The 12,405-nt window shown below is 46.4% G+C and carries 16 protein-coding genes; 2 read left to right on the top strand and 14 right to left on the bottom strand.

Annotated features, from left to right (window positions below):
- Positions 1–135: 135 nt before the first annotated feature.
- On the top strand, positions 136–285 hold the full coding sequence (locus CP943_RS14940) for a YjcZ family sporulation protein (RefSeq protein ID WP_003183876.1): 150 nt from the start codon (positions 136–138) through the stop codon (positions 283–285).
- A 95-nt stretch (positions 286–380) separates the two neighbouring features.
- On the opposite strand, the gene CP943_RS22320 is transcribed toward CP943_RS14940, so the two are convergent.
- From CP943_RS22320 to CP943_RS14970, 7 genes are all read right to left on the bottom strand, one after another.
- Positions 381–530: a hypothetical protein gene (locus tag CP943_RS22320; RefSeq protein WP_164468297.1), complete on the bottom strand. Its 150-nt coding sequence runs from the start codon at positions 528–530 to the stop codon at positions 381–383.
- Between the two features lie 172 nt (positions 531–702).
- Positions 703–852 (bottom strand): YrzI family small protein, encoded by a 150-nt coding sequence (locus CP943_RS14945; RefSeq protein ID WP_020452381.1) that lies wholly within the window; start codon positions 850–852, stop codon positions 703–705.
- A 405-nt stretch (positions 853–1,257) separates the two neighbouring features.
- Positions 1,258–1,491 (bottom strand): YrhC family protein, encoded by a 234-nt coding sequence (locus CP943_RS14950; RefSeq protein ID WP_011198155.1) that lies wholly within the window; start codon positions 1,489–1,491, stop codon positions 1,258–1,260.
- An 87-nt stretch (positions 1,492–1,578) separates the two neighbouring features.
- Entirely contained in the window at positions 1,579–2,721 is a 1,143-nt protein-coding gene (locus CP943_RS14955) for a bifunctional cystathionine gamma-lyase/homocysteine desulfhydrase (protein ID WP_020452382.1), read from the bottom strand.
- A 1-nt stretch (position 2,722) separates the two neighbouring features.
- Positions 2,723–3,646, bottom strand: coding sequence for a PLP-dependent cysteine synthase family protein (locus CP943_RS14960; RefSeq protein WP_020452383.1), 924 nt, complete (start codon positions 3,644–3,646; stop codon positions 2,723–2,725).
- Positions 3,647–3,698: 52 nt separating this feature from the next.
- On the bottom strand, positions 3,699–4,394 hold the full coding sequence (gene mtnN, locus CP943_RS14965; RefSeq protein ID WP_020452384.1) for a 5'-methylthioadenosine/S-adenosylhomocysteine nucleosidase: 696 nt from the start codon (positions 4,392–4,394) through the stop codon (positions 3,699–3,701).
- 21 nt (positions 4,395–4,415) lie between these two features.
- Positions 4,416–5,057, bottom strand: coding sequence for a class I SAM-dependent DNA methyltransferase (locus tag CP943_RS14970; protein WP_103749536.1), 642 nt, complete (start codon positions 5,055–5,057; stop codon positions 4,416–4,418).
- Between the two features lie 189 nt (positions 5,058–5,246).
- Between CP943_RS14970 and CP943_RS14975 the strand changes: the two genes are divergently transcribed.
- On the top strand, positions 5,247–5,450 hold the full coding sequence (locus tag CP943_RS14975; protein ID WP_023855370.1) for a YrzA family protein: 204 nt from the start codon (positions 5,247–5,249) through the stop codon (positions 5,448–5,450).
- Positions 5,451–5,489: 39 nt separating this feature from the next.
- On the opposite strand, the gene CP943_RS14980 is transcribed toward CP943_RS14975, so the two are convergent.
- From CP943_RS14980 to CP943_RS15010, 7 genes are all read right to left on the bottom strand, one after another.
- The gene (locus tag CP943_RS14980) at positions 5,490–6,182 is read right to left on the bottom strand and encodes a YrrS family protein (protein WP_020452387.1); all 693 of its coding nucleotides are present in this window, start codon (positions 6,180–6,182) and stop codon (positions 5,490–5,492) included.
- A 58-nt stretch (positions 6,183–6,240) separates the two neighbouring features.
- Entirely contained in the window at positions 6,241–7,995 is a 1,755-nt protein-coding gene (locus tag CP943_RS14985; RefSeq protein ID WP_103749537.1) for a peptidoglycan D,D-transpeptidase FtsI family protein, read from the bottom strand.
- Between the two features lie 54 nt (positions 7,996–8,049).
- Entirely contained in the window at positions 8,050–8,526 is a 477-nt protein-coding gene (greA, locus tag CP943_RS14990) for a transcription elongation factor GreA (RefSeq protein ID WP_020452389.1), read from the bottom strand.
- 238 nt (positions 8,527–8,764) lie between these two features.
- Positions 8,765–9,400 (bottom strand): uridine kinase, encoded by a 636-nt coding sequence (udk, locus tag CP943_RS14995; protein WP_020452390.1) that lies wholly within the window; start codon positions 9,398–9,400, stop codon positions 8,765–8,767.
- A gap of 4 nt (positions 9,401–9,404) precedes the next feature.
- On the bottom strand, positions 9,405–10,673 hold the full coding sequence (locus tag CP943_RS15000; RefSeq protein ID WP_020452391.1) for a peptidase U32 family protein: 1,269 nt from the start codon (positions 10,671–10,673) through the stop codon (positions 9,405–9,407).
- A gap of 14 nt (positions 10,674–10,687) precedes the next feature.
- Positions 10,688–11,617: a peptidase U32 family protein gene (locus CP943_RS15005; RefSeq protein ID WP_023855373.1), complete on the bottom strand. Its 930-nt coding sequence runs from the start codon at positions 11,615–11,617 to the stop codon at positions 10,688–10,690.
- Positions 11,614–12,276, bottom strand: a complete 663-nt coding sequence (locus tag CP943_RS15010; protein WP_020452393.1) for an O-methyltransferase — start codon at positions 12,274–12,276, stop codon at positions 11,614–11,616. Before CP943_RS15010 ends, CP943_RS15005 begins: the two co-directional genes overlap by 4 nt.
- Positions 12,277–12,405 lie beyond the last annotated feature (129 nt).

Here is a 12,405-nt window from a genome sequence, read left to right on the forward strand (position 1 = left end):
ACTAGACGGCTTCAGCTTTGAAAATGTTTCGCTTTAAGAAAACTGTTTTTTTAATGAATTGGTCTATCCGCCCTTTCCACAACTCAAACCCATGCATAGTATATATGGAATTTTCACTAAAAGGTGGTGCTATTTATGGGCTTTGGTTACGGCGGCGGATGCTGCGGCGGCTGGGGTGGCTACCCTGGCGGATACGGCGGCGGATACGGCTATGGAGGCGGATTCGCGCTTGTTGTGGTTCTATTCATTCTGTTAATTATCATCGGCGCTTGTTACGTCTGCTAAATGAACAGGAGGGGGGCTTTAAATCCCCCTTTTTATTTTGCCATTCAGTTTGTCCACATGAAAAAGAGCAGAAAACAAACGTTTTCTGCTCTTTCTCAATAATACCAATAATGCGGCCAATACCCGAATTGGCGCGCCATCTCCATTCTTTGGCGCCGGTACGGATTACCGTATCCGTGCTTGAAAGAATGAGGCATTGATGTATACCCGTGGCCGATAAAAGGCATTCTGCCGTTTTTCTGCATGCTTTTCACCCGCATTCATTGAATTGCTTGCTTCATATTATGCAGAAAAGCGGAGATGCGGAACTCGTTTCAGCCCCGGCTAAACCTGGTCCTTCTCCCGAGTGTAATGTGCCAACAGTTCCCTTCTATGCATCATCTTGATCTCCTCCTTTATTTTTTTTCGCGCTTTAAGCTAGCGCTGGCTGTTCATGTAAAGATATTTCAGCTGCAGGTCTTTCATTTCGTTGTACATTTGTTCGATTTCGTATTCTCGCTCGTACTCTTCCGGACTTTTAAATCGTCTCTGAATGGTTAGTGTTAAGAAGAATAGATTTATTGTCACATCGCTCACCTCCTTTCAAGTTCGCTAAAAACAAAAACAGCCCGCAGATTATCTGACAAACCTGCGGGCGCAAACAAAAACCGCCAGATAAAAACGAATCGAGTCTTTATCTTGCGGGAGGAGCAGCGTATGATTATGCCTAACTTCCTAACGGACCGGCTGTGCTGAAAAAGCATCGGTTAAGGAAGTGCACAATCTCTCCCACAGGTTTGATGAATCATGATATTGGCGTTCACAAAGTCTAATGTATGTAGTCAGTGCTGGTTTCATGTTCATCAACCTCCTTTGCTTTTTGTTTACTTTGTAAGTATATCCATCAAATTCCTGTTTGTAAACCGTTTTTTTAATAAATGGACGGATTGATCAAACAAAAAAAGCGGAGAGCCCCTCTCTGAGTCTCTCCGCTTACGATTCTTCCATCTCATCTAATTGTCTTTTATATTTAAGCGAGCGCTTCACACAATAGAAGGCTCCTCCCAAAAAGCCGCATGTCGCGAGCATCATTGTCATCTTTTGGCCGGTTTCCAAACCTTGTCCGGGAATGACCGATCCGATATATAAAAATGCGCTTACGCTGAGAAGCGTAAAAGCAAACTGCTTATAGTCTTCCATCAGCGATTTGACTTTTTTCTTCTGCATGTCATGATCACCTGCTTTTGTTTCATAATGGATATGATTCAGGATAACATAGATTGACAGATGACCAGACATGTAAATTCAGCCATTTTAAGAAATCGGGGCCAGCGCTTGCTGCAAGTCTTCCAACAGATCGTCAATATCTTCTACCCCGGCGGAAATGCGGATCAATCCGTCTGTAATGCCAAGCTCCAGCCGGCGTTCACGCGGGATCGAAGCGTGAGTCATCCGCGCCGGCACTGAAATCAGGCTTTCAACCGCGCCAAGGCTTTCGGCAATCGTAAACCATTTCAGACGGCCAAGGACAATGTCCACGTTCTCTTCTTTTCCGATATCAAACGAGATCATGCCGCCGAAGCCCGTGCTTTGCCGCTTGGCAAGCTCATGTCCCGGATGGGACGGCAGCCCTGGATAATAAACCTTTTTGACGGCCGGATGATCATCTAAAAAAGCTGCGATTTTCCTGGCATTTTGCTCATGCGCTTCCATTCTCAAGCCAAGGGTTTTCATCCCCCTCATTAAGAGCCAGGAATCCTGAGGCCCGAGAATCCCGCCTGTAGAATTTTGGATGAAATGGATCTCTTCTGCGAGTTCCTTCGAGGCTGTCACAACCAGTCCGCCGACGACATCGCTGTGCCCGCCCAAGTACTTCGTCGCGCTGTGAAGGACGATATCGGCTCCCAACGAGATTGGGTTTTGAAAATACGGTGTGTAGAAGGTGTTGTCGACAATCAGCAACAGGCCGTGCTTTTTCGCTGTTTCAGCGGCTTTCTTGATGTCCGTGATTTTCAATAAAGGATTTGTCGGCGTCTCAACATAAATCGCTTTTGTATTCGGCTTGATCGCTTTTTCGATGTCTTCAATGCTGCTCGTATCACTGAAGGTCGCTTCAATGCCGATGCGATTCATCACCTTTGTCATCACGCGGTATGTGCCGCCGTATACATCATCTGTCAACACGATGTGATCGCCGCTTTTAAAAAGCATCATGACCGCTGTGATCGCTGCCATCCCAGAGCCGAACGCGTAGCCTGCTTCACCGCCTTCAACATCCGCGATCAAGGATTCGAGCGCCGTTCTTGTCGGATTTCCCGTCCGGGAATATTCGTATCCTGTATGCTGTCCGGCGCGCGGCTGTTTGTACGTGCTGACTTGGTAAATAGGAACCGATACCGCTCCTGTTTTTTCGTCTCCTGTAATGCCGCCGTGGATCATTTTCGTTTTTGGCTTCATCTTATATTCCTCCTTCGTAAATTTTTTTGCTTAAATAGCGGTCGCTGCTGTCGGGGAAAATTGTCACAATGTTTGTGCCGGCTTTCGCTTTTTCGGCTTCTTTCAACGCGGCAAACAACGCGGCGCCTGATGAGCTTCCGATCAGAAGCCCTTCCTTTTCAGCGGCTTCTTTTACAAGCCGGAACGCCTCTTCGTCAAGCACGGTGTAAATCTCATCGAAATGGCTTTCGTCCATATATTCCGGAATGAATTCCATTCCGATTCCTTCGGTTTTATGTCCGTGCGGTTCTCCTCCGTTTAAAATCGAGCCTTCAGGTTCAACAATAACCGTTTTAATGGACGGATTTTTTTCTTTTAGAAACTTGGCGGTTCCCGCAAATGTCCCGCCTGATCCCGCACCGGCGACGAAGACGTCAATCCGGCCCTCAAGATCATCCCATATTTCCGGGGCGATCGTTTTATAGTAAGCCAATGGATTTACTGGGTTTTTAAACTGCAAAATGCAATAAGAATCAGGAATCTCCTTCTCAAGTTCAAGTGCCTTTTCAATCGCACCCTTCATTCCGGCACTTCTGGGGGTATGAACAATTCGAGCGCCGAGCGCTTTCATGATCGACTGTTTTTCCATGCTGAAATGCTCGGGCACGCAAAAAACGGGTCTAATCCTGTGCTTTCTGGCGGCGAGGGCAAGGCCGATTCCCGTATTGCCTGCTGTCGCCTCAATGACCGTTCCACCGGGTTTCAGCTTTCCCGAATCGACGGCTTCAGCAATCATCACTTCTCCGAGCCGGTCTTTAATGCTGCCTCCCGGATTCATCATTTCAAGCTTTGCATATATGTTAACACCGCTGGGGATATGAAAATTCAAAATCTGCAGAAGCGGCGTTTTACCGATCAATTGGGTGATGTCCTTGATCACATTCATGTTCCTTCCTCCTTCAAGAGGTGCAAAACAGAGGGGGGGCTCCCCCCTGTTTTTAATTGATTCTTTTGATCATGCGGAGCACAAGATCTGTCGAATGCTTGGCAGCCTGCTCCAAAAATTGGTCAAATGAAATTTCAGACTCTTTTCCGGCGATGTCTGAAAGCGCCCTGATGACAACGAACGGCGTATTAAATTGATAGGAAACCTGTGCGACAGCAGCCGCTTCCATTTCAACCGCGTAAAGATCTGCAAACTTGCCGCGGATGAATGCCACGCGGTCAGGATCGCTCATAAAGGAGTCGCCTGTTGCAATCGTTCCTTTGACAACCTGAATGTGTCCCAGTTCAGACGCTTCGGCTTCCGCCGCTTGGATCAATGTACTGTCGGCCTTGTATGCGGCCGGCAGATTCGGAACCTGTCCATATTCATAATCAAATGCCGTGACATCGACATCATGATGGCGGACTTCGGTCGAGATGACGATGTCTCCGACATTAAGCGAATGATGGAAGCCGCCGGCTGATCCGGTGTTGATGACAACGTCCGGTTTAAAGCGGTCGAGCAGAATCGTCGTGCTCATGGCTGCATTGACTTTGCCGATGCCGGACTTTAAAAGTACGACTTCTTTTCCTTCATAAAATCCGCTGGTAAATTCACAGTTTGCGATGACTTCTTGGTTCGTCTGTTCGAGCTTGCTTCGCAAAATCGTGACTTCTTCTTCCATTGCTCCGATAACTGCGATTTTCATATCTTAAAACTTCCCTTCAAATTACAATTTTGCCGCTTCCATTACCCAGACAAAATCATTATGCTTTTGAAAGGCGATACTGAATTGTTCTGAGGTAAAGATCATTTCCATTTCCGAAAGCGTCGGATAATGTTCCGTTTCAAGGTCTTCCGCCAATTGCAGGAACCCTTTTTCCTTCGCTTTTTTAACAGCGGCAGAGAAGGCTTCCCGATCCTTGAAGACGGTATCAGCAAACACTATTTTACCATGCTTTCCGAGCATTTTTCCATATCGCTTCACAGCCTCCCGTTTCTCTTCGTTTGTCAGGTGGTGAAACGCATAGGAACTGACAATCGTGTCGGGAGAAAACGGCGGTTCCGGAAAGTCGAGAAAGTCTCCGTCAACGATCACTGCAGTCTCCGCTAGCTTTGCCTCGGCAATTTCCCTCATTGCTTTTGAAGGTTCTACACCTGTGACTCCCTTTCCGGCTGCCAGCAATTTTGCAGTCAGATTGCCAGTGCCGACGCCGAATTCAAGAACTTTATGCCCGGAGCGGCTGACGACATCATCCAGAATGCCGTCGTAGTTGCGAAACACTTCTTTGTACTGAAGATCGCGGCCAACTACTGTATCATCATAAGAATTTGCCCAGTTCTCAAATAAAGGAATGAACTCTCTTCCCATTTTATCGTCACTCTCCATCTATTTTTACAATTCCTATAAGTATAGTATGATTTATTCAGTTGATTAGTTCTTATCCTACCACAAGTCATTCGTTTTGGGTACAAAAAAGGCTTGGTTATATTTCCCTTGTCACCCGGACGCTTCTTTGCTTTAATAAAAAATGACTTGAAACGAATGGAGGATTGGTTTATGAACTTCGGGCTCGATCTGATCAAAGATAAAATTGAGTTTTTTGAGGCGCTGAGCTTAGAGGAGCTTGAAAAAAAGATCAGTCAGCAGATTGAAAACAACCAGGCGCTTTTGCTGAGGGTCCATTCGGTTTCCCATCAGACGGCGGTCATTGACGGACGGATCCACTACAGCGCAGTCGTGCATTTTAAAGCCGAATCATAAAAAAAAGCGCCCGGTTGTTAAAACCGGACGCTTTTTTCTTTACTTCAACTGTTCAACTTTTGTCGGCTTCCAGCCTTTCCCGTCAACCCAAGTAATGGCTACCTGATATTTGACGCCGGTGTCCTTCGCCTGAATGGTTCCTTTCGCATCTTGCGGGCTGCCGTTGTTTCCGAGCCAGATCAACGTCATGTTATCCTGGGAAACCCCTGTCGCATATGAAATGGCTTCAAGCATTTCTTTCCAGTCTTGTGAAGACGAATCATATGTTGCGGTATGCTGTCCGCTCTGTTGTGTGCCGACAGGCTTCCAGTCAGGATTGATGATCGTTTTTTCAACATTGGCGCTTGAACCGCCTTCTTTCACTTCGGCTCCTTCAAACGGATCATCTGATGTTGATTTGTCCTCGTCTGAAGCAGAGTCTTTATCCTTGTCCGAGTCGGAATCGCTGTCTTCTTTGTCGGCAGAATCGCTTTTTCCTTTGTCCTCATCTTTTACATCTTCGTCAGACGTTTGTTTCTTATTGTCGGAAGCAGGTGCTTCTGTCGTCTGTTCAGAATCGTTTTTCGAAGCATCTTGCTGCGCCTGCTCCTTCGGGCTGTTCATCATCAGACTGCTGGCGACGACAACGATTAATACCAATACGATGCCTATTAAAATGTTAAGCACAAGATTCGCTTTCCTGCGCTTATCACGATTTTCAAAACGAGATTCCCTTGTTTCGCTCAAGTTCATTGCACTCCTTTTTCCCTCTTGCCTCGCTTTCTATTTTATCATCACCTGAGGCATTCTTCTATGTCTGGTTCTTTTCAATTTCATATACTTTTTTAACAATATCATAAAATACGGCATTTGTCGCAGCCCTGCTACCCGGCGTATCCATATGGACGACGACGAGCGCATATTTCGGTTTGTCCGCCGGAAAATAACCTGCGAACCATTTATGATAGAGCGATTTTTTGTCATCTGCCGTCCGGCCTGTCTGAGCTGTGCCCGATTTGCCCGCTACTTCGTACGGAAGATCTCTGAAGCGCCGGCCTGTCCCCTTTTCAGACGTGACGACTTTTCTGAGCAGTTTCTGCAGCTTTTGCGCGGTATACTGATCGATTTTCTCTCCGGGGAGCTTGTGATCTTTAAAAGCCGTCATCAATGTGCCGTTTTTATATTCGATCTGGTCTGCGATCTTGACTTGTTTTTTCTCTCCGCCTCTTGCAATGGTCGCCATCATGTTGGCGATTTCCAACGGGGTCAGCTTCACATTTTTTTGGCCGATGGCGGTCTGGGCTACAGCTTTTTTGACTTTTTTGTCCTTTTCATCCCCCCAGATTGATCCGGCAGTTTCATGATGAAACTGTCTGAACTCATCTTCATGATACAGCTTCCCTTCCCAGCCGACCCGTCCGGTCAGCCCAAGCTTTGCGGCGGTATCTTCGATCACGGAGCTGTTTTTTTCAACGAGCTGCCCAGCAAGATTTGTAAACGTGTAGTTGCAGCTTTCCGCAAAACTGTCTTCCAAGCTGAGCTTCCCTTTGTCTTCTCCGGCCTCACCGTACAGGTTCAAATTGCAGTTAAAGGTTTTTGACGGATGGTCCATGCCGTTTTCGATCGCTGCCGCGGCAATCACGGTTTTAAAAACCGAGCCGGGATATACCGGTGTCAGCATATAGTTTTGCCTTGTTTTTTGCGATGCCATGTTGAGATCGGGCTTGCTCGCAATCGCCGCCACGCCGTTCGTCTCGATGTCAATCAGAACCGCTCCGCCTTTATCAAGCTGATGGTCAGCCAATACATCTTCCATTGCCCGCTGAACCTTTTTGTCGATCGTTGTTTTGACTTGCAGCGGGTAAAACGGATTTGCATCTGCCGTATATTTGACGTCCATACCGAACAAAGGGTTTCCCAATCCGTCCACATGATACAACAGTTTTGTATCTTGTTCAGGCAGCAGGAATTCATCAAATGTCCGCTCCATGCCGAAGGTGCCGATTTTCGTGCTGATGGAGAGGCCCTCTTTATCGGGATATTTTCGTCGGAGAAGGTCCGGGTCTTGATTGGTCATACCGAGCGTATGCGAAGCCAGCCTGTTCTTTTCTGTTTCTTCTATGTATACGCCGTAAACGCCGGGATATTTCAGTTTATTGATTTTTTCGAGAGCCGTCTTTGAAATGGACGCTCCTTCATGTTTTGTAAGAATCACAGGTTTTTTCGCATGCTCAAGCTTATTCTCGAGCTCATCTTTTGTCATGTTTAAAATTTCGGCTGCTTCTTCGGCCGGCCATGGCTGATGTTTTAAAAAAGGAAATAAGACGATGGCCGGTTTTTGGCTGACGGACAAATGTTCGCCGTTCCGATCTAAAAAAGATCCTCTCCCGTCTGAAATCCGAACTTCCTCAGTGCGCTGTTTGACGCTTTCCTGGATTAAGTTCACATTCCGTTTAGAAAAGGATTCGGTAAAAAACAGTTGAATTTCAGCGAGCCTGATCAGCAGAAATAACAGGGCAGCCGAAATGATAATCGACACCCACTTCATGCGCTTTTGCCATTTCATAATAAAAACACCTCATCCACATTGTGGACGAGGTCATCGTTTGCTAAACAAATTTTATGAAATTTTCACAATCTTTACAAGCATTTCGCCGCCCGGTGTTTGAACGGTCACTTCGTCCCCGACCTGTTTGCCGAGAAGGCTTTTCGCGATTGGGGAATCGTTCGAGATTTTTCCTTCAAACGGGTCGGCTTCCGCGCTGCCCACAATGGTATAAGATTCTTCTTCACCGTCAGGAAGCTCCGTAAATGTAACGGTTTTTCCGAGGCCGACGATATCTGAGTTGGCACCATCGTCTTCGATGATCTTTGCGTTGCGGATCATATTGTCAAGGGTTGTGATGCGCCCTTCTACAAAAGCTTGTTCTTCTTTTGCTGAATCGTATTCGGAGTTTTCGGAGAGGTCTCCGAAGCTTCTTGCCACTTTAATACGTTCAACAACTTCTTTACGTTTAACCGTTTTCAAATACTCAAGTTCTTCTTCCAGTTTTTTCTTTCCCGTTTCTGTCATAGGAAATACTTTCTCTTGTGCCATGTTCCTTCACTCCTTCTAGTTGGTTCCTCATCACTTGTATGTGAGGTATAGACTTGAATATACAAGAATGAGGACAACCCTTGTCCCCTTCTTCTCTCCCATATTTGTAAAGTATCATATAAACCGGATGGAAGGCTCCGGTAAATGGTGCTTATACAGTTAAAGAAGGGCTCAGGATGAGAACCCTTCAATTTCTATACATAATATGGTCAGAGTTGTGTTTGTCTATGCTATGTTATTATAAAATCGCGTTTTGTTCAAGAATAGTTTGTATTTTTGTTACCATCAGGTCGATGGCGACGCGGTTTTGTCCGCCCTCCGGAATAATGATATCGGCATAGCGTTTCGTCGGTTCGACAAACTGGTTATGCATCGGTCTAACGACTGAGATGTACTGCTCGATGACAGAATCGATCGAACGTCCTCTTTCTTTTATGTCTCTGACCATCCTTCTGATGATCCGCAGGTCGGCATCCGTATCGACATACAGCTTGATGTCCATTAAGTCGCGGAGCCTTTCATCCTCGAGGACAAGGATTCCTTCCAAAATAATAACATCTTTCGGATCGACGTGCACGACTTCCTCTGAACGCGTATGCAGCTTGTAATCGTAAATCGGCTTTTTGATCGGCTTGTAGGCAAGCAATTCATTTAAATGCTCGATCAAATAGTCATTATCAAATGCAAGCGGATGGTCGTAGTTCGTGTTCAGCCGCTCTTCAAACGGCAGATGGCTCTGATCTTTATAATATAAATCCTGTTCCAGCATCAAGATCGAATGACCTTTAAACTGTTCATAAATGGATCTGGTGACGCTCGTTTTTCCAGATCCGGAGCCTCCCGCTATGCCGATAACTACCGGTTTTTTCCCCATGCCATTACTGCCCCTTTCTCATCATGTTGCTAGGATATATCTTGTTGTCCACTTTAAATTTGACGATCTGCAGGGGATGGCGGGCTGCATCAAGCACATTGCCTTTTTCGTCCCATATCGTGTCAATTTTGCATGTGAAATTTTCGATTTCCGGACCGAAAAATTCGACTTCATCTCCGGTTTTAAAGAAGTTCCGCTGCTGGAGCGTGACCATTTTTGTCTCTTCATCATAATCAAGGACAAGTCCGGCAAAGTCGTATGTTGTCTTTTTGCCGTGAACGCCGAACATCTGCTCTTCATATCCGGGGGTTCCTTCAAAGAAAGCAGGCGCCGTGTCTCTATTGGCGCATTTGTCCAGTTCTTTCAGCCATTCTTCTTTGATGACGAAATTTTCGGGGTCAGCGCAATAAGAATCGATCACTTTTCTGTACACACTGACGACTGTCGCAATGTAGTGGATCGATTTCATCCGGCCTTCGATTTTCAGGCTGTCAATACCCATTTCAATCATTTGCGGAATCGATTCGATCAGCTTCAGATCTTTCGGGCTCATCGCAAACGGTGCATCGCCTTCTTCATATAGCGGCAGTGCATTCGCCCCGTCCGTCTGATACAAATCATAGTCCCATCGGCATGACTGGCAGCAGCCTCCGCGGTTAGAGTCTCTGGCCGTCATATGGTTGCTGAGCACGCAGCGGCCGGAATAAGCGATGCACATCGCACCATGTATGAATGTTTCGATTTCAATATCCACTTTTTCTTTCATTTCTCTGATCTCAAGTGCGCTCGTTTCGCGTGCGAGCACGACCCGCTCAAGGCCTTCTTCCTTCCAGAACTGAACGGCTTTCCAGTTTGAAAGGGACTGCTGGGTGCTCAAATGCACTTCCAGCTTCGGCGCGACCCTGCGGCATGTTTCAATGATCAGGGGATCAGCGACGATAATGCCTGACACGCCTGCTCCCTCGAGGTCGCGCAAATAGTCTTCTAGCCCGTCGATATTTTCTTCATGCGCAAAAATGTTTGTCGTCACATAAATTCTGGCGCCGTATTTTTTCGCAAATTCGACACCTTCAGCCATTTCTTCAATTGAAAAGTTATCTGCGTTTGAGCGGAGTCCATATTCACGTCCGCCGATAAATACAGCGTCTGCGCCATAGTGGACAGCGATTTTCAGTTTTTCCAAATTTCCCGCCGGAGCAAGAAGTTCTGGCTTTTTCGTAATGACGCGTTTTCCATCAACGATTTTGGAAATTTTATCTTTTACTGCAGACATGGCTATCCCTCCTTTTAGTATACTGTTTCTTTGAAAAAGAATCCGGTATCGATGCTGCGGTTTGCAGGCTGCAGCTGTTCAATCCGCTCGATCCATTCTTCTTTCTTGTCTTCGTATGCTTCTCTGTCTGCGATGCAAAGGTCGATGGCTTCGCGGTACATGGCCGTTACCTCAGTCATGTATTCGACCGATTTTAAAATCCCTTCAATTTTAAATGAATCGACGCCGGCATCGATTAAATCCTCAAGCTCATCAATGATGCAGACGTCATTCGGACTCATGATGTGCGTGCCGTTTTCGTCTTCGAAAATCGGATATTTGTTACCGCGTTCTTTATCATGAAGATACATGCCTTTTTCTTTTTTCTTTCCTTCGATATCCATGACTTTTCCCTGGTATTCAAAATAGTTGCCGATCAGGGAGCGCTTTGACTGGAACATACATGTCATGCCGTGAACCTGAATTTCGATCTCGACTTCTGCTTTCTCTTTAATCTCAACGATGCTGTCCATGTTGAGCTCTCTTGCGAGCACCGCGCGCTTCGCGCCCTTTCGCCCCCAATAGTTGCAGGAATAATGGTTGGTTGCGGTCGTTTCCGTATTCCAGTGAAGTTTCATATTCGGCGCTGATTCCCGTGCAGCCATAAGTACAGCGGGATCTCCGAAGACAACCGCATCGGCGCCTGCCTCTGCCAAGAAAGAAAGGTAGTCATTCAGTTCTGGCACCCGGTCATTGTGAAAAATCGCATTCACGGCAACATATACTTTTGCGCCTTTTTGATGAGCCTGAATGATGGCTTCTTTTACTTCCTCTCTGGAAAACTCCCCGGCTAAACGCAGACCGAACCTTTGTTCACCGATGATAAACGCATCGGCGCCCGCCTCTGCCAAAGGCTTAATATCCGAAACAGCCGTCGGCGTCACAAGCAGTTCAGGCTTTTTCATATCCGTTCACCTCTTTTTTGACTGACGGCCAATCCGTCGCCCACAGGCAGGATCGCCGTGTGGTAGTCAGGATGCTCCATCAGCCAATGATTGTAATGATCTATTTTCGATACAAGCTTTTTGATGCGCTTGTTTTCGATCTGATTGTAATCTGATGCGACAAGGCCTTTGAAAAGGACATTGTCAGTAAAAATGATGCCGTCATCGGCGAGCATTTTTTCATATATACTGAAAAACTTCTGATACTGGCCTTTTGCGGCATCGATAAAAAGCGCATCATAAGGAGCCATCGATTGAACGGCATCCGATTCGCTGAGCGCATCGCCGAAGAACACGTGAATTCTGTTTTCAAGCTGGAATGACCGGATGTTTTTCAACGCTTCCCGATACCTGTCTTCATCGCGCTCGATCGTAAAGATTTCAGCTTCGGGAAGGGCAAGTGCCATCCGAATCGCCGAATAACCGATGGCGGTACCGATTTCAAGAATTTTTTTCGGATTTTTGAGTGAAAGAAGCTGCAGGAGCACTTCGATTCCTGTCGGTTCCATAATGGGCACGCCATGCTTTTCGGCATAGGCCTCCAGTTTCATAATTTCAGCCGGTCTTTGCTTCAGCAGCTTTTCAAGATAGCCGGTCAATTCTTCGTGTCCAATCTTCACGGGCAGATGGCCTCCCTTTCATAAAAAAGAGCCTTAGGTCAGATGTGCAGCACTCTCCTAAAGCAGTCGACTGTCTTTTCTCAATAAACAACCCGATATATTTTATCATAAAACCTTTGTATTTGCGAA

It is taken from the genome of Bacillus paralicheniformis, assembly GCF_002993925.1.
GTDB classification, from domain to species: domain Bacteria; phylum Bacillota; class Bacilli; order Bacillales; family Bacillaceae; genus Bacillus; species Bacillus paralicheniformis.

Coding starts and splice junctions, on each gene's coding strand:
- CP943_RS14940 (WP_003183876.1), top strand. CDS start 136: ATGGGCTTTGGTTACGGCGGCGGATGCTGCGGCGGCTGGGGTGGCTAC.
- CP943_RS22320 (WP_164468297.1), bottom strand. CDS start 530: ATGCAGAAAAACGGCAGAATGCCTTTTATCGGCCACGGGTATACATCA.
- CP943_RS14950 (WP_011198155.1), bottom strand. CDS start 1,491: ATGCAGAAGAAAAAAGTCAAATCGCTGATGGAAGACTATAAGCAGTTT.
- CP943_RS14955 (WP_020452382.1), bottom strand. CDS start 2,721: ATGAAGCCAAAAACGAAAATGATCCACGGCGGCATTACAGGAGACGAA.
- CP943_RS14960 (WP_020452383.1), bottom strand. CDS start 3,646: ATGAATGTGATCAAGGACATCACCCAATTGATCGGTAAAACGCCGCTT.
- mtnN (WP_020452384.1), bottom strand. CDS start 4,394: ATGAAAATCGCAGTTATCGGAGCAATGGAAGAAGAAGTCACGATTTTG.
- CP943_RS14970 (WP_103749536.1), bottom strand. CDS start 5,057: ATGGGAAGAGAGTTCATTCCTTTATTTGAGAACTGGGCAAATTCTTAT.
- CP943_RS14975 (WP_023855370.1), top strand. CDS start 5,247: ATGAACTTCGGGCTCGATCTGATCAAAGATAAAATTGAGTTTTTTGAG.
- CP943_RS14980 (WP_020452387.1), bottom strand. CDS start 6,182: ATGAACTTGAGCGAAACAAGGGAATCTCGTTTTGAAAATCGTGATAAG.
- CP943_RS14985 (WP_103749537.1), bottom strand. CDS start 7,995: ATGAAATGGCAAAAGCGCATGAAGTGGGTGTCGATTATCATTTCGGCT.
- greA (WP_020452389.1), bottom strand. CDS start 8,526: ATGGCACAAGAGAAAGTATTTCCTATGACAGAAACGGGAAAGAAAAAA.
- udk (WP_020452390.1), bottom strand. CDS start 9,400: ATGGGGAAAAAACCGGTAGTTATCGGCATAGCGGGAGGCTCCGGATCT.
- CP943_RS15000 (WP_020452391.1), bottom strand. CDS start 10,673: ATGTCTGCAGTAAAAGATAAAATTTCCAAAATCGTTGATGGAAAACGC.
- CP943_RS15005 (WP_023855373.1), bottom strand. CDS start 11,617: ATGAAAAAGCCTGAACTGCTTGTGACGCCGACGGCTGTTTCGGATATT.